At 61.7% G+C, this 15537-nt stretch carries 14 protein-coding genes; 2 read left to right on the top strand and 12 right to left on the bottom strand.

What is annotated here, in order from left to right:
• From DFO48_RS00005 to DFO48_RS00030, 6 genes are all read right to left on the bottom strand, one after another.
• Positions 1–305: porin (locus DFO48_RS00005; protein WP_147282716.1), on the bottom strand; the 305-nt coding region annotated here is incomplete at its 3' end.
• A gap of 107 nt (positions 306–412) precedes the next feature.
• Positions 413–1216 carry a CoxG family protein gene (locus DFO48_RS00010; RefSeq protein ID WP_114862163.1) on the bottom strand — a complete coding sequence of 268 codons (804 nt, stop codon included), beginning with the start codon at positions 1214–1216 and terminating at the stop codon, positions 413–415.
• Positions 1206–1685, bottom strand: coding sequence for a (2Fe-2S)-binding protein (locus DFO48_RS00015; protein ID WP_003077211.1), 480 nt, complete (start codon positions 1683–1685; stop codon positions 1206–1208). Before DFO48_RS00015 ends, DFO48_RS00010 begins: the two co-directional genes overlap by 11 nt.
• On the bottom strand, positions 1682–2563 hold the full coding sequence (locus DFO48_RS00020) for a xanthine dehydrogenase family protein subunit M (RefSeq protein WP_114862164.1): 882 nt from the start codon (positions 2561–2563) through the stop codon (positions 1682–1684). Before DFO48_RS00020 ends, DFO48_RS00015 begins: the two co-directional genes overlap by 4 nt.
• The gene (locus DFO48_RS00025; RefSeq protein ID WP_114862165.1) at positions 2556–4862 is read right to left on the bottom strand and encodes a xanthine dehydrogenase family protein molybdopterin-binding subunit; all 2307 of its coding nucleotides are present in this window, start codon (positions 4860–4862) and stop codon (positions 2556–2558) included. Before DFO48_RS00025 ends, DFO48_RS00020 begins: the two co-directional genes overlap by 8 nt.
• A 115-nt stretch (positions 4863–4977) precedes the next feature.
• Positions 4978–5961: a tripartite tricarboxylate transporter substrate binding protein gene (locus tag DFO48_RS00030; RefSeq protein ID WP_114862166.1), complete on the bottom strand. Its 984-nt coding sequence runs from the start codon at positions 5959–5961 to the stop codon at positions 4978–4980.
• A gap of 177 nt (positions 5962–6138) precedes the next feature.
• Between DFO48_RS00030 and DFO48_RS00035 the strand changes: the two genes are divergently transcribed.
• A complete protein-coding gene (locus tag DFO48_RS00035) occupies positions 6139–6663 on the top strand; it encodes a MarR family winged helix-turn-helix transcriptional regulator (protein WP_114862167.1) in 525 nt (174 codons plus the stop codon).
• Positions 6664–7133: 470 nt separating this feature from the next.
• On the opposite strand, the gene DFO48_RS00040 is transcribed toward DFO48_RS00035, so the two are convergent.
• The gene (locus DFO48_RS00040) at positions 7134–8306 is read right to left on the bottom strand and encodes an FAD-dependent monooxygenase (protein ID WP_114862168.1); all 1173 of its coding nucleotides are present in this window, start codon (positions 8304–8306) and stop codon (positions 7134–7136) included.
• 142 nt (positions 8307–8448) lie between these two features.
• Here DFO48_RS00040 and DFO48_RS00045 point away from each other — a divergent pair, with 142 nt between their 5' ends.
• Positions 8449–9420 (top strand): AraC family transcriptional regulator, encoded by a 972-nt coding sequence (locus DFO48_RS00045; protein ID WP_114862169.1) that lies wholly within the window; start codon positions 8449–8451, stop codon positions 9418–9420.
• A gap of 146 nt (positions 9421–9566) precedes the next feature.
• Here DFO48_RS00045 and DFO48_RS00050 read toward each other — a convergent pair whose 3' ends face one another.
• From DFO48_RS00050 to DFO48_RS00070, 5 genes are all read right to left on the bottom strand, one after another.
• Positions 9567–11753: a TonB-dependent siderophore receptor gene (locus tag DFO48_RS00050; RefSeq protein ID WP_114862170.1), complete on the bottom strand. Its 2187-nt coding sequence runs from the start codon at positions 11751–11753 to the stop codon at positions 9567–9569.
• A gap of 81 nt (positions 11754–11834) precedes the next feature.
• Positions 11835–12551, bottom strand: a complete 717-nt coding sequence (locus DFO48_RS00055) for a TonB-dependent receptor (protein ID WP_114862171.1) — start codon at positions 12549–12551, stop codon at positions 11835–11837.
• A gap of 326 nt (positions 12552–12877) precedes the next feature.
• Entirely contained in the window at positions 12878–13237 is a 360-nt protein-coding gene (locus tag DFO48_RS00060) for a DUF3325 domain-containing protein (protein WP_114862172.1), read from the bottom strand.
• A gap of 2 nt (positions 13238–13239) precedes the next feature.
• Positions 13240–14952, bottom strand: a complete 1713-nt coding sequence (locus tag DFO48_RS00065; protein ID WP_114862173.1) for a PepSY domain-containing protein — start codon at positions 14950–14952, stop codon at positions 13240–13242.
• On the bottom strand, positions 14949–15257 hold the full coding sequence (locus tag DFO48_RS00070; RefSeq protein ID WP_003077235.1) for a DUF3649 domain-containing protein: 309 nt from the start codon (positions 15255–15257) through the stop codon (positions 14949–14951). Before DFO48_RS00070 ends, DFO48_RS00065 begins: the two co-directional genes overlap by 4 nt.
• Positions 15258–15537: the final 280 nt, after the last annotated feature.

Below are 15537 nucleotides of genomic sequence, written 5' to 3' on the forward strand. Positions count from 1 at the left end.
AAGGACTGGCGGCCGAAACCTCGACCGCCCTGGTTGAGGGCTCCGCTGTCGGGGCCGATACCCATCTCCAGCGTGAAGGATGCGCTCAATCCGCCCCCCAGATCCTCGCGGCCGCGAAAGCCCAGGCGCGAAGGAACGCTGCCCGAGAGATTGGGCATACGTGTGAGGTTGGACTTGGTTGCGCCCACGTTGTTCATGGTCTCGACGGCCGTGTCCATGATGCCGTAAATCTGTACGGACGATTGTGCGTGTGCCAATCCTCCCACCCCCAGAAGCGCAATGGCGCTCGCTACCTTCTTCAGCATGAATGTCTCCAATTTTTAATGTCATTCAGTATTTTTTGCATGCGTGGCTTGATGTGATCGAGCTGTTGAGTCGTGAGCCTCCTTCTTGATCGGCGCAAAAGCAGTGCTTACTTGTGCAGAGACTGGAGCCATTCCCGGCATTCGGATGCAGCTGTGGCAGGCCACTCGACACAGATGGTCTTGTCCATCTGACGCACTTCTACGCGTATGACCTGGCCGGTGCTGCGTGCATTGCGAGTACCTCCGAAGATGCGGGTCCACCAGCCGGCTTCGCTGTATGTGTCCTGCGCGGAGGCGGTGATGGCTGCTTCCATCCGACCCTGCGGCACTGCGCTAGAGCAGACGGCTGACACGGCGGCGGGCTTGATCTCAGGGCTCAGGGCAGCTTGCTTGGCCGATGAAGGCATGGTGGGCGCTGTCGAGGGTGCGGCGGTGGAAGCTGGCGCCGCATCAACGATCAAGCCACCAGCCTCGATGCGAGCAGCCAGATTGCTGCCAAACTCTTCCCATAGACGATCAGCCTTGGTCTTCATGACCGACAGGCCAAAGGCGCCCAGGCGGCCCAGCACATCCACCTGGACCTTGATGCGCAGATCCGTGCCGCCGTTGGCAGCGGGCGTCAGAAACACTTCGCTGGTTTGCTTGAGTGAACTGGCCACCGAGGCATCCTCGCCCGTGCCTTCCACGCGCATGTATTCCGGAGCGTTCTGCTCGACGATCCTGGTCTTGAGCTTGAACTTGGCGCTGATGAAGGAAATCTTCTGGTGCATCTCCGCCACGTATTCCGTGGGACTGATGACATCGATGGACTTCATCCCGGGCACGGCGCCGGCCATGATCTGGGGATTGAGGAGCAGATCCCAGACCTGCTGGGGAGGGGCTGAAACGGTCAGGCTTTTTTCAATTTCCATGATGCATCTCCTGTGCTGCATGCAGCACGGACTCGACGATTTGGGTGTATCCGGTGCAGCGGCAGAGATTGCCGCTGAGGCCGTGGCGCACTTCCTCGCAGCTAGGCTGGGGCGTGTTCTTGAGCAGGTCGCAGGAGGCCATGATGAAACCCGGCGTGCAGTAGCCGCACTGCAGCCCGCCGCACTGCATGAAGTTCTTCTGCAGGGGGTGCAGCTGGTCGTTGGCGGCCAGCCCTTCGATGGTGGTGATGCTGCGCCCGTGAACCTGCACGGCCAGCATCAGACAGGATTTGATGACTTCGCCGTCCAGCAGCACCGAGCAGGCGCCACAGGTGCCGGTTTCGCAGCCTCGCTTGGTGCCTGTCAGATGCAGGTCGTCTCGCAGGAAATCCGATAGCAGTCGTCGTGACGCGACTTCAGCGCTATGCGATTCGCCGTTGACCTGGAATTCGATGCGATGCGTGCTCATGCTGCAACTCCTTCATTGATATCAATTCCAAACAGCGTGGCCACCGTGCGGCGGGTTACCGTGCGCACCATTTCTCGGCGAAACTCGCTACTGCCCCGCAGGTCGGAGACCGGTTGGATGTCCTCAGCCACGATGCTTGCGACCTCTGCAGCGAGCTGCGCATTCACGGTCTTGCCACGCAAGCATTCCTCGGCACGGCGCAGCCTGGTGGGAATGGGTGTGGATGCGCCCACGGCCAGACGTGCCTGATGGCATATCTGCCCTTCTTTTTGCACAACCAGGGCCACGCTGACCAGAGGCCGGTGTTCTGCTGCCGTGCGCAGAAAGCGCGTGTATTCCCCCTGGGTGCCGGGCGCCTGCAGCGGCACCCGGATTTCCAGCAGCAGTTCATCGCTCTCCATGGCCGTGGTGTAGTAGTCGACCAAAAACTCTTCCATCGACAACACGCGCTCTCCGCGTGTGCTGCCCAGAACGACCAAGGCATCGAGGGCCATGAGGCAGCCGGGCGGGTCCGTGGAGGGGTCGGCATAGCAGAGATTGCCGCCAATCGTTCCCTGGTTACGCACCTGGGGATTGGCCACCTGGGCGGCCATCCGGGCAAGCACCGGTGCATGCGCTTTCACGAGCTCGGAGCGAGCCACATCGATATGGCGGCTCATGGCTCCGATGCGCAGACCTTCCCGTGGATCGAAATCGATGCCATGCAGGCGGGGCAGCCTTGCCACCGAGATCAGGTGCGTGGGTGCAAGCATGCGTTGGCGCATGGCCAGCATCAGCGCCGATCCGCCCGCGATGATGCGTGCATCGTCGCCGTATTCGGCCAGCATCTGGCTGGCCTCCGCTACCGAGCGGGGCTCCGCAAAATCAAATTCACGCATGGCTTGCTCCTTGCTGCTGCTTGTCGCGCCATGCAGCCAGCACTTTTTCCGGGGTGATGGGCAGGTCGGTGATGCGCACGCCAATCGCGTCATAGACGGCGTTGGCGATGGCTGGTGCGCCTGGCAGGATGGCGGTCTCGCTGGCCCCTTTGGCGCCATAGGGGCCGTTGGGATCGTTGGATTCCACAAGGCCGCCGCGCAGCATGGGCACCGCATCGGCGGTGGCCATGTTGTAGTCAGCGAAATTGCCGTTCGCCAGGCGCCCGCCCTCGTAGTGCAACTGCTCATACAGCGTCCAGCCGATGGCCTGAACGGTGGCGCCATTGGTCTGGCCGTGAATCGCAATGGGGTTGAGCGCCTTGCCGCAGTCGTCGGCAACATAGCTGTCGATGATGCTGACCTGGCCGGTCTCGATGTCGACCTCGACTTCAACGGCCTGGGCGGCGTAGGAGTAGGCAGCGGCGATATTGCCGTAGAGCTTGTCGTCATGCATGACGGTCTTGGGGTCCCAGGTCCCGGTGACCTGGATGCCACCTCCGCCATGGCGCCAGATATGCTGGCGCGCCAGATCGGCCAGGGTGACGCGGCGTTCAGGCGCGGCACTTACGCAAACAGCACCGCCTTCCAGCGTCAGAGCGTCTGAGGGGGCATTCAGGCGCTCGGCAGCCAGGCTCAGCAGCTCGTGCCGCGCCTTGCGTGCAGCGATGATGGCTGCGTTGCCGCCCGACATGGTGACGCGTGAAGCCAGAGTGCCCACGGCCACCGGAGAGACATCGGTGTCGGGTGCAAGCACATGAATGTCGGCCAGAGGCAGGTCCAGTTCATGGGCCACGATCTGGCTGAGCATGGTGCTTGCCCCCTGGCCCATATCGCATTCACCGCTGATGAGGAAGACGCGACCGTCCTCATTGATCTTGATGACCAATGTCGATCCATCCCAGTTGCCGATGGTTCGGTTGCCGCTCACATGCATGGCCGCTGCCATGCCCACGCCGCGGCGCTTGACGCCACTGGCCTTGGCGCATTGGCGCTTGTGGGTCCAACCTATGGCCTCGGTTGCCATGTCTATGCACTCCCGAAGTCCGGTGCTGCCGATATGCCAGCCGTGAATCGAGACATCACCGGCCTTGAGCGCGTTGATCTTGTGCACCTGCACCGGGTCCAGGCCCAGTTTCTCCGCCATGGTGTGGATATGGCTGTTGAGCGCAAACTGCATCTGGGTTCCGCCAAAGCCCCTGAAGGCACCGCGTGGCGGATTGTTGGTGTAGTACAGCGTCGCTTCCGAACGCACATTCGGATTGCGGTGCATGTTGTCGCTGCGCATGGCGCTGACGTGCATCACATCACCCGCAAGGCCTGCATATGCACCGCATTCGGCAATGATGCGAACCTGCTTGGCGACAATGCTGCCGTCCTTGAGCATGCCCAGCTTGAGGGTGATGTGCTCGGGCACGCTGGCGCATGCGGCCTGGAAGTCCTCCAGGCGGTTGTTGACCAGTCGCACCGGACGCCGGGTATGCAGAGCCAGCAGGCCGGCAAGCAACTGGTTGTCGTCCTCGACGATCTTGCCGCCGAAGCCGCCGCCGGTCGCAGCCTGCAACACGCGCACGCGGGAGATGGGCAGACCAAGGGTCATGGCCACCTGCATGCGCACCAGATTCACAGCCTGGGTCGAGGTGTAGAGCACAAGTCGGCCATCGGGGTCCAGCGAGGCCACCGTGGCCATGGGCTCCATATAGCCGGGGTATTGAGAATGCGTGGTGTAGGTGGCTTCGTGGATCAGATCCGCGGCGGCAAAGCCTGCATCCACATCTCCGCGCTCGAACTGGATATGCTGGGCCACATTGTTGCGCCCTGGATGGATGCCGAAGGCTTCCTCATCCATGGCTTCCTCGGGCGTCAGAATGGCGGGTAGTTCTTCGTACTCCACCCGAATCAGATCCAGCGCGTCGCGTGCGATCTCATCGGAGACGGCGGCCACGGCGGCTACCTCTTCGCCGCAATAACGCACCACGCCTTTGGCCAGAACGGCGCGTTCCTTGTGATGCGCCCCCCAAAGGTTGGCGGGAGCATCCTCGCCGGTCAGAACCGCCTTGACGCCAGGCAGCGCACGCGCCTCGGCAGTGTCTATGCGAACGATGCGCGCATGCGGGTAAGGGCTGCGCAGAACCTTGCCATGCAACATGCCGGCAAGCTTGAGGTCTCCTGCGTAGACGGCCCGGCCAAGCACCTTGGCCTTGGCCGTTACCTGCGGAGTGTCCATGCCCAGCGTGGATCGAGATGAAAGAGCAGATGTCATATCCGTGCCTCGCGGCAGAAGGCCAGGGTCGCTGCGGACCCCGGGCTTGTGCCACGTCAGTCATATAGAGGTCAGTTGGAATCGCCCAGACCTGGGCCTGCGCGATTCACCGGTTTCACTCGGCCACGATGCCGAGTTCCTTGATGGCCTGGCCCATCACCATGTACTCGCGTTGATTGAGATCGCTGAGCACCTTGGGCGATCCGCCCGCAGGCAGGGCGCCGAAGACCGCGAGCTTTTCCACGACTTCGGGCTCTCGCAAAATGGCATTGAGGTGCTCGTTGAGCAGATTGATCACTGCGGCAGGGGTCTTCTTGGGAGCAAAGAAGCCGTTCCAGGCGCTGACCACCACATCCTTGTAGCCCAGCTCGGTCAAGGTCGGAACGGCAGGTGCAAGCGATGAGCGCTTGGTATCGCCTATGGCCAGCGCCAGCAGCTTGCCGGAGTCCAGATACTGGCGCACCGGTCCGAAAGTGACCCAGGCAGTATCGACATGGCCGGCCACGACATCGGTCACCGAGGGCCCGACGCCGCGGTATGGAACATGGGACAGCTTGACGCCAGCGGCCTTGTTCAGCCACTCGCCGGCGATGTGCATGGGCGAGCCGGCGCCGGGGCTGGCATAGGAGACGGTGGCGCCACTCTTGGCCCTGGCAATCAGCTCAGGCAGATTTTTGACACCGAGCTTGGGGCTTGTGACCAGCACCAGGGGCTGGGTGGCGGTGTTGACGATGGCTTCATAGCCCTTGAGCACGTCGTAGGCTGCAGCCCCCGACAGCTTCATGACCAGGGGCGCTGTGGTGAAGGGGTTGGGAGTGAACAGCAAGGTGTAGCCATCGGCACGTGCACGCCCCACCATACCGTTGCCTATCGCACCGCCAGCACCCGGGCGGTTGTCGATCAGCACGGTCTGCTTGAGCCTGTGGCTGAGCTTGTCGGCAAAGAGGCGGGCGATTGCGTCGGTATCCCCGCCCGGCGGGTAAGACACGATCACCGTGATGGGCTTGCTCGGATAAGTCTCTTCAGCAAGCACCGGCTGCGCAAGCAGCGTGCCGCAGGCAAGCGCGGTAAAGCAAAACTGGCGTCTATCAACTGACATGGTCGCCTCTCCTTGGGCCGTGGGTATAAATCTCATACGCGACATTTTTGATTCAATAGTGAAACAATGGGTCGCAAAAGAAACAATGAGTGAAGTTATACGCCTATAGTTGATTGATCAAATTGCCGTTTTCACTATTGACATTGGATTTTGTTAATTCCAATGGAACAATGGCGCATGAACAAGAAAACGTGTGAAACGCCCTGGTCGCACTTGAACGCGCAAGGTGATGGACTGACGGTGGACGACTTCATCACCACATTGATGAGTCAGGTGGGCAATGCTCTGCGTCGCACGATTACCGTGCCCTATGCCGAGAAACATGATCTGACGGTCTCGGAGTGGCGCTTGCTGGCCTTGATTGCTCACTCGAAGCGGTTGGCCTTCTCGGATCTGGTCATTCAGTCCACCTCGGACAAAGCCTTGGTGAGCCGCGCTCTCAAGCGGCTGCAATCCAAAGGCCTGGTGGATCTGCAGGGTGAAGGCAATACGCCGCGCAAGAAGATTTTTTGTCAAGTCACCGAACAGGGCGAGGCCCTGCATGCACAGGTCATGCCCTTGGCGCGTGCCAGCCAGGCTGCTGCCATTCGGGCATTGCCTGAAGATGAGCGCAATGTCATGTACAACGCGCTGATGCGCTTGCGTGCACATTGCGAGAAAGCAGGCGCTTTGTCCGGCGAGGATGAAGCAGGTCTGGAATAGTTCCTGATGCCCTGTGTTGGATGGCTGCCTGGATGCTGTTGCAACACATATAGACGCACGAGTTTCCGCATGCTGCAGGCGGGGTCATGCCGATCAGCACATTACGTGTGCTTCGCCGTCTGATGCGCTATTTTGAGAATGAAGGCTGAGGCCAGCCACTTCCAAAGCCGCGACTGGAAGTCACCGACCAGCACTTTCTCGCCTGGTTTTCGAGGTCGCTAGTCACGGTCCTTGAATATGTCTCGCAAGTCAGCAGCGCTTGGCGAGATCCGGATCCACCATGGCAGGATGCACTCCCGCAGACACCTGTCTTCATGCTCATGGGCAGAGGCAGGCTCATGCAATGGGCCAAGCAAAGCATGGGAGCCAGCCATGCACCGTGGCTTTCCGCCGGATGCCGACAGCGCCACGATGTCCGCTCAAGACCGCACCATCAACCCCGGAGGCAGACTGCCGGGGTGTACCGTCGCTCAGGTAGAGCAGGCAGCCGGCTCGGCCGTCAAAGCAACTTGCCACGCGTCATAGCCATAGACCCAGTCGGCATTGCCTCCGGCACGCAGCCAGTTATTGCCTCGTGAGCCGATCTGGATCTGACTGGTGCGCTGTTTGCGCATGACCTCGTAGTTCTGCAAGGCTTGCGCAACGCCTTCAGCGTCCTGCACGGCATCAAGATTGCGGGCCAGCACCACGGCATCTTCGATCGCCATGCCGGCACCCTGGGCCATGAACGGCATCATGGGATGGCTGGCATCGCCGAGCAACGATATGCGGCCCTGCGACCAGTGCGGCAGCGGGTCGCGCTCATACAGAGCCGTCTTGAGTACGCTGTCACACGCATCCAGCAAGGCCCGTGCATGTGGATGGAAGCCTGCATAGAAGCCGCGCAGTTCGGTCACGCTGCCCTCGGTGGTCCAGGATTCCTCATGCCAGGATTCCTGCGCCGTGGTGGCGAAGATGAAGGTGTCGCGGCCCTGATTGAGCGGAAAGGTCACGATCTGGCTGTCCGGAGTCGGTCCCCACCATTTGGTGAAGGCCCCGATATCGGGAACATGGCGCACGCGCTCGGTGGGCACCACGGTGCGAAATGCCACCACTCCGGTGAAGCGCGGGCTCTCTGCGCCAAACAGGGATGTGCGCACCACAGAATGAATTCCGTCCGAGCCTATCAGCGCATCCAGTCCATCGACTCGTGCGCCGTCGGAAAATTCCACGGCAACGCCGGCATCGTTTTGCACAATCCGGTTGACGCGTTTGGCGAACTTCACCTGCTCATGGGGAAAGGCATCGGCCAGCGCAGCCAGCAGGTCGGCGCGATGGATGGTGAGTTGTGGCGCACCGTATTGACGCTCGGCCTCATTGCCCATGGTCAGGCGCGATGTTTCCTCGCCGTTGTCCCAGGTGCGGCTGATACGGTGCGTCGGGCGGGCAGCCGAAGCCCGTACGGCTGCCGCAATGCCGTCGCCCAGTCCGTCTAGCGCGCGTACAGCATTGGGCGTCAGATTGATGTCGGCGCCCACGCGCAGGTATTGCCGGCTCTGCTCGAACACCGTCACCTCGTGTCCGTTGCGGTGCAGCGCGTTGGCGGCGGCCAGGCCACCAATGCCACCTCCCACAATGCCTATTTTCAATCGTGTCTTGGACATGTTTGCTCCTTGATATGGGTATGGTTTGCGTGTTCCGGCTGCGCTGGCAGCTCGCTTACGGTGCCAGCCAGTGTCGACAAGGCAGCCTGTCACGTGAAGCGCAAAGCATCCATAAAATGGCACAAATCGTCCGGAATCCTCCATGAAACAAAGCAGCGACCATTTAAGCGACGTGCTGGCCATCTGCCGAGCCGAGCGCGCGGTGACGGCCAGCTTTTCATTGGGTGAGCCTTGGGCGCTGGCGTCCGAGGGAGTGCCAGGGACCATGATTCGCATTGCCCAGGGGCAGCCGTACTGGCTGAAAGTGCAAGGCCAGGCACCGTTGCAGGTCTTGCCTGGCGATCTGGTGGTGCTTCCGCTGGGCAGTCCGCACGTAATTGCGTCGGACCTCGCGCTGGCTCCGGTGCCGTTCGCACGCATGATCGAGCGCTTTGCCCAGGGGCCAAAGGACGAGAACCCTCTGACGTTCGAGCATGGTGGATGCGGGTCCCAGACCCGCATCGATTCGGTGCTGCTCTGGATATCGGCCTACTGCCGGCACACCATATTGACTCTGCTGCCGCCGCTGCTGCACATACCTGCAGCGCAGGCCGCTCCACCGGCCATGCTGGGCAGGATGCTGCAGACTCTGATAGAGGACTCGCTGGCGCGACGCGCCGGCTGGCGATTGGCCGCCGCGCGCCTGGGTGAATTGGTCCTGATCCACGTGCTCAGCAACCATTTCGCCGCACAGCAGCACCGCGGTCAAGGCTGGGTGCGCGGCCTGGCCGATGTGCAGATTGCCAGGGCGATGGCCGCCATCCACGGCCGCCCCAGCCATGGCTGGACCTTGCAGGCCCTGGCCAGGGAGGCGGCCATGTCGCGCTCGCTCTTTGCCGAAAAATTCAAGGCACTGGTTGGCGAATCTCCCATGGCCTATCTGCAACAGCAACGCATGGCACATGCCGCCCAGCAACTGGAATCGGGTTTGCCGCTGGCCCAGATCGCCGAGGATTGCGGTTACGAGTCAGAGCGCGTTTTTGCCCGCGCTTTCAAGCGCTGGTGCGGCCTGCCGCCGCGCGCCTATCAGCGCAACACCAAGGTGCTCAGAAACGAATTTGCTGCGCTGAAATGAGATCCCTCAGCCGCTTACGTGCGGCACCTCAATCAAGCGCAACCTGCCTCGCCAGCTGACCTCACAAACTGAAGAGCAGGTGCCGTTGACGCCTTCGCCTCGCATTTGCTAGTGACGGCTGGACATTGTTCGCATTGCCTGCCCGTTCAGTAACGATAGGTGGCAGTCAGCAGAAAGTTGCGGCGTTCGCCGTAGAAGCAGTCGCCGCGCGACAGGCATTGGGTGATCACCACCTTGTCGCCGATATTGTTGGCATGCAGGGCAAGGCGCCAGTCGCCAGCGTCATAGGCCACCATCGCGTCGGCCAGCAGGGCTGATGGCGTGTCGATGGCAGAGGTGCCGCTCCACTGCGGCCCGAGATAGCGCAGGCCCGCGCCAATGCTCCAGCCGCCGCGGCCCTGGGCCGCAAAGCGGTGCATGAGCCAGCTGGAGGCCATATGGCGCGATATGGAGGCTACGCGTTGCCCCTGGTCGCCAGCGTTGCTGCGGCTGATTTTTGCGTCGGTATAGGCGTAGGCCAGCGTCCAGTCCCAGTTTCTGGCCAGGCTTGCGATCAGCTCGGCTTCAAAGCCCTGGGTTTTGACCTCGCCCAGTTGCAGGCTGTTGAGTGGGTTGCCCGGGTCATTGGTCTTGCGATTCTGTTCACGCAGGCCGTAAACCGCGGCATAGCCAGAGATGCCTTTGCCCTCAGGAATCCATTTGACGCCTGCTTCCAGCTGCTTGCCGCGCTGGGGCTTGAACGGCGTGCCGTAGTAGTCCACGCCGCCCAGAGGCTGGAAGGATTCGGTGTAGCTGACATACGGGGCCCAGCCACCACCGGCCTGGTAGGTCACGCCCAGGCGTTTGGTGGTGGCAGAGTCGTCGGCAGCCGCCGCCGGGCGACCTTCGGTCTCGGTTTTTGCCTTGTCGTGGCGCAAACCTACTGTCGCGGTCCAGGGGCCCCAACGCAGCTGGTCCTGCAGATAGAAACCGAGCTGGCGCTGTGCGACGTTGGGCGCACGTACCAGTTGCGAGGCCGAGGGCGGCGTGAACGTGCCATACACGGGGTTGTAGACATCCAGCGCTGTGCCTGGCCCGCGCCAGTTGGATTGGTTGCTGGTGTTGCGCTGCCAGTCCATGCCTGCAAGCAGCTGGTGCTGAACCTCACCGGTTTGCAACAGGCCTTCGAGCTGCGTGTCGACCAGCAGCATGCGTCCGCCGTTGATCTGCCATACGGCATCGCGCTGTACGGTGCGGCCGTTGGCGTCAAACACTGGGCGCGCTGGACGGCCCGTGGCGGCGTTGGCTGCAAAACTGGTGTAGAGCGTGCGGTAGTCCACTTCACTGATGGTGCGGCGCAGGTTCTGACGCAGTGTCCATTGCGAGTTCAGGCGGTGGCTGAACAGATAGCCAAAGGACTTGTTTTCGGAGTCGTACTTGTCCCAGCCCGGTTCGCTGATAAAGGTGTTTGTCGGAATCTGTCCGTAGGGGCTGGGCAGGCGCGTTCCCTGCCAGGGAAAGAACTGGGTGATGGAGCCGCTCTTGTCCTTTTGGTACAGGGCTTGCAACGTCAGCGAAGTATCGGTGCTGGGACGATAGGTCAGCGAAGGCGCAATCACCACGCGGTCGTCCTTGACATGATCGACCTGGGTTTTGCTGTCGCGGCCCACGGCCACCAGGCGATAGAGCCACTTGCCTTCCTCGTCCATGGCGCCGGTCATGTCGCTGGCAATCTGCTTGCGGCCGTGGCTGCCGAGCTGTATCTGCACCTCATGCATGCGCTCGGCCTGGGGGCGTTTGCTGGTCAGGTTGAGTACACCGCCCACGCTGCCCTGGCCATAGAGCACGGAGGAGGGGCCGCGTAAAAATTCCACGCGCTCCAGCGTATAGGGCTCGACCTTGATGTTGTTATAGGTGCCATAGGTGCGCAGCAGCCCGTCCTGGTACTGACTGACATCACCGCCGCGGGCCTTGAAGGAGTCCACGCGGTTGTCGAAATAGCTGGAATTGATGCCCGCCGTGTAGCGCGTGGTTTCGCGCAGGGTGGTCACGCCCTGGGCTTCGAACTGGTCGCGTGTGACTACGCTGATGGATTGCGGCGTTTCGATCAAGGATGTATCTGTCTTGGTGGCCGAGAGCGCACGCCGGGCGACAAAGCCGCTGACCGGACCAGTGGCGGTTTCACCGGCCAGGCTGTCTTGCACGGTAACGGGTGCCAGCATGACTTCGGCACTGCCGTCTGCGCTGGGTGCGGGAGGCGAGGTCTGTGCCTGAATGCTCAGGCTCAGGCAGGTCAGGGCGCTGAGCACGGCCAGCGATGATCGGCTGGGTACGCCGGGGAACGGGTGGTTCATGGTGCTGTTGTCAAATAGATGGCCACGGACAATGACCACCAGGGGTGGTCGGAGCGGTTGCTGGAGTGAATGGGGGCTGCGTCAGGGCTTGACGGCGGACGGCAGGGCGGGGGAAGGCATGCCGTCCTTGACGCTGAAGCTCAACGTGGTCACATAGCTGGCTTCGCCATAGCGCTTGCCCTGCGCTTCGCCGCCTTGCTTGTCGCTGTGATGCACTTCGGCTACGTACAGGCCCTTCCAGGGCAGAGCAAAGTTGACCCGGCCTTGCTCGTCGCTTTGCGCCTCGCGCGACCAACCCGAGGGGGCGACGATCTGCACCTTGGCTTTGGGTAGAGCCAGGCCGTTGAAGCTCACCATGAATTGGCCCGGCTGGCCCGTGGGCACCAAATCCAGAGCCTGGGCATTGACGGCCACGGCCTGTGTCGGCGTTGCTACCCAGCGGGCCGCAGGTACCCACAGCAAAGCTGGCTCATTGCGCTTGCTGCGGTCAATCAAGGGATAGGCGGCGCTGGCAAAAAGGGTTTGTGCCTGGCTTGCCGCGTTGTAGCTGAAACCCGTGGCATTTCGCTGGCCGCTTAGTTGTTGCGTGCCGCCGGCTGTTTGCTGGGCCAGCGTGGGCGTGGCCAGAAATTTGTCCAACGCCCCAGGCGAGGTCTCGCGCAGGTTGTCATTGAACTCACCAAAAAACAACTGGGCTTGGCCGCCATCGTTCTCCAGCCAGACTTGATGAGCTTGGGCTGTGCCCAGGCTGGCAAGCAGCAGAGCGGCGAGAGCAATGGGATGATAAAAACTGCGCATGAAAATCTCCTTGGATGCTGGATAGGTGAATGAATTGTTCTGAGCGAGTGAAGGTCTTCTGCCCGGTATCCAGACTCAAGTGCCGGTCTGGATTCCAAGAAAAGAGAGCCTGTTGATCTCTTGTATGGCTCTGTGATCTTTCCTTGCACCTCTTGTTCAATCGATTGGCCACGGCCAGCCATGCAAGCGCCGAGGCGGCCGCTGCACAGCGATGCGCAGCCCGGTCATGATCGGGATTCCCGTCGCATCAATAGCTGCCTGGGTTCAGTCATTGACGCTCAGCGGCTCTTTGATTCGTGGCCTCTGCGAGTTCTGAGTGCCGTCCGTCAATGACCGAGGCGGTCGAAGGTAAAAACCAGTACTCCCAGTGCCAGTGCCATCAAGCCAAGCAGGGGCAGGCGCTGTGCTTGCCAGGTCGCCATGCTGGTGGCGGCCAGAGCCGCCAGGCAAAGAGAGGCCGTCCACACCGTGGCCGACATGGCAGCGGTGGTTGCACCCGGAAAGCCCAGAGCAATGCCCAGTGACAGCACCAGCAGGATCCAGCCGGCCTGGAACAGGCGCTGGCGGCGCAGTACTGCAGCGGGTGCTTCACTCTCGATATCCGGCCAAGCGTCTTCATGATGTCGGTCCATGGCCAGGGCAAGAGCCGTCCAGGCGGCAAAGCACAACAGAAAGTCGAGCAGCATTGCTATGCCTCCTGCGCAGTGTTGTCGCCAGGGATCCCTTGGGCGCCGAGCTGGCGTCCCGGGGCTGCCGCAGCCTTGGCGGGGAGCGCATGTCTGGCTGCAGTCTGGGATTGGCGTTGCAGCAGATGTCGGGTGAGGGCGGCAAGCATCAGCCCCACGGCCGTAAAACTCAGGTCTATGCCGGCCCAGGTCCAGTCCATGGCTGGCAGGCTGATGCCCAGATGAGTTGAAGTGGTCAAGGCATTGACCAAAGGCAGGAGCAGATAGGCGAGGGCGGCCATACCCAGAACCAGTGCCCAGCCCTGGCGTGAAGGCCGGATCAGGCCCAGCAGCAGGGCCAGCGCCCAGGTGCCGAAGAAGCAGGACAGTTCGGCATCGGGGCGGCCTGGCATCTCCAATGGCAGCAGCCGGTTGGCCAACAGATAGGCCGCGATCGCCAGCGGCAGACCGCCCATGAGGCCGATATTGAAACTTGCCACCAGCCGTTCGCCAAAGGGCAGGGGGGCGGCAGGTGTCTTGCGCAGGGCCTGGGCGCGGCGCTTGACCGACCACAGTATCAGGCCCGAGGCAATCATCAGCGAACCCATGACGCCAAAGCCAAACAGCACCCAGCGCATCCCGATATCGGCGAAACGCCCCAGATGCAGGCCATAGAGCACGCCATAGGTTTTGATGGCTGGGCTTTGCGGATCGACCTGGGTTTGCAGCTGGCCGGTGCGGCCATCGAAACGCAGCCGCGCTGGTCCGTATTGCAGCCTGTCGCCGTCGTGGCGGGTGATTTCCACCAGAGGACCCTGGCTGTCGCTGCGCACGGTGATGCTGCCGACACGACCGCCATGCCAGAGCTGACTGGCCTGGCTCAGCATGGGGCCCAGATCCAGCATAGGCAGGGGTTCGGTCTGTGCGTTGCCGCCACGTCTGGCGCTGCGCGCACCGGGAACATCGCCCTGCAACTCGGAGAAATAGCTTTGCGTATCCGTTCCTTTTGCGCCAGGGTAGGCGGCGGCTATGCCGGCCGGCATATACATGGCGTGAAAAATCATCAGACCGCTGAACGTAATCATCAGATAGAACGGCAGCACCAGTACTCCCGAGACGTTGTGTGCGTCCAGCCAGGCGCGCTGTCCGCCCTTGCGCGGGCGAAAAGTGAAGAAGTCCTTGAAGATGCGGCGATGCGTGACCACGCCGGTCAGCAAGGCAATGAACATCATCAGCGTCGCCGCGCCCACCACCCAGCGGCCCTGGATCGTCCAGCGGCCCTTGTGAGCGGTGCGAAGCTCGAAATGAAAGCGGTAGAAAAATTCTCCGCCGGCGGTCTCGCGGGCCTGCAGCGCCGCACCGGTTTGCGGGTGCAGCAGCAATGTCTCGAAGCGGCTGTTGGGCTTGTAGCGCCACAGCACATTGACGGCCGGCGTACGTTCATCGGGCAGACGCATGATGAAGTTGCTGACGCCTGGCGCGTGCTTGTGCAGTGCAGCCTGGGCGCGTTGCGCGACATCACTGTCGGGTGGTGGCAGGCCATGCAGCTCGGGCCGCATCCACAGATTGAATTCGTTCTTGAAGAAGCTCAGCGTGCCGGTGACGAAGATCGCAAACAGAAGCCAGCCCAGAATCAGTCCCGACCATGTATGCAGCCAGGACATGGCTTGGCGAAAACCCTCCTGCTCGGGCTGGCGCGTGGTTTTGGTGCTTGTCTTGGTTTGAGGGGCGGTCATGCTTCCACTCCCAACCACAATGGCCCATACAGCGCTGCGCTTAGGGCTAGGGCAGGAAGGAGTACACCGGCCCAGGCAAGCCAGGCCGTGCGTGCATAGAAGCTCCAGGCAATAGCCATGGCGTAGATGACCCAGGACAGCAAGGTAGCGGTCATCACCGCCTCCACGCGGCTCATCAAGGAACCCAGCAGGAGACTCAGGGCAGCCGTACTGACTGCGGCCAGCGCATAGCCTCCAAGGACGGCAGCCAAACTGCGCGAGGCAATCGCAAGGCGGTAGTGAATAAGGGGCGATGTGGCTTTCATATCGCCTCCTGATGCGCTGGAGCTGGGCGGCAAGGATTGCCGCAGACAGGAGCTGCAACGACACAGTGCGGGTGAATCACCCTGGGCGAGGAAAGGCAGGTAGACGGAGAGCTCAGCATGACAGACAACCAAACGATGCAGTCGATTCGCTGGCTGGCTTGTGTCAAGAAATCATGCTGGCATGCGAAGAAATGTAAAGCCGATTATAGATGTCATTGAGAATGATTTCCATTCATTCCTTTTCGGCTTGCAAAAAAGCGTCATCAACTCTTTCGACCAT

The sequence above is a fragment of the Comamonas sp. AG1104 genome (genome assembly GCF_003350425.1).
In the GTDB taxonomy this organism is placed as follows: domain Bacteria; phylum Pseudomonadota; class Gammaproteobacteria; order Burkholderiales; family Burkholderiaceae_C; genus Comamonas; species Comamonas testosteroni.

Excerpts from the sequence above, each read along its gene's own strand:
- DFO48_RS00040 (WP_114862168.1), bottom strand. The coding sequence starts at position 8,306 with ATGTCCAAGACACGATTGAAAATAGGCATTGTGGGAGGTGGCATTGGT.
- DFO48_RS00060 (WP_114862172.1), bottom strand. The coding sequence starts at position 13,237 with ATGCTGCTCGACTTTCTGTTGTGCTTTGCCGCCTGGACGGCTCTTGCC.
- DFO48_RS00010 (WP_114862163.1), bottom strand. The coding sequence starts at position 1,216 with ATGGAAATTGAAAAAAGCCTGACCGTTTCAGCCCCTCCCCAGCAGGTC.
- DFO48_RS00065 (WP_114862173.1), bottom strand. The coding sequence starts at position 14,952 with ATGACCGCCCCTCAAACCAAGACAAGCACCAAAACCACGCGCCAGCCC.
- DFO48_RS00015 (WP_003077211.1), bottom strand. The coding sequence starts at position 1,685 with ATGAGCACGCATCGCATCGAATTCCAGGTCAACGGCGAATCGCATAGC.
- DFO48_RS00025 (WP_114862165.1), bottom strand. The coding sequence starts at position 4,862 with ATGACATCTGCTCTTTCATCTCGATCCACGCTGGGCATGGACACTCCG.
- DFO48_RS00045 (WP_114862169.1), top strand. The coding sequence starts at position 8,449 with ATGAAACAAAGCAGCGACCATTTAAGCGACGTGCTGGCCATCTGCCGA.
- DFO48_RS00020 (WP_114862164.1), bottom strand. The coding sequence starts at position 2,563 with ATGCGTGAATTTGATTTTGCGGAGCCCCGCTCGGTAGCGGAGGCCAGC.
- DFO48_RS00070 (WP_003077235.1), bottom strand. The coding sequence starts at position 15,257 with ATGAAAGCCACATCGCCCCTTATTCACTACCGCCTTGCGATTGCCTCG.
- DFO48_RS00050 (WP_114862170.1), bottom strand. The coding sequence starts at position 11,753 with ATGAACCACCCGTTCCCCGGCGTACCCAGCCGATCATCGCTGGCCGTG.
- DFO48_RS00055 (WP_114862171.1), bottom strand. The coding sequence starts at position 12,551 with ATGCGCAGTTTTTATCATCCCATTGCTCTCGCCGCTCTGCTGCTTGCC.
- DFO48_RS00035 (WP_114862167.1), top strand. The coding sequence starts at position 6,139 with ATGAACAAGAAAACGTGTGAAACGCCCTGGTCGCACTTGAACGCGCAA.
- DFO48_RS00030 (WP_114862166.1), bottom strand. The coding sequence starts at position 5,961 with ATGTCAGTTGATAGACGCCAGTTTTGCTTTACCGCGCTTGCCTGCGGC.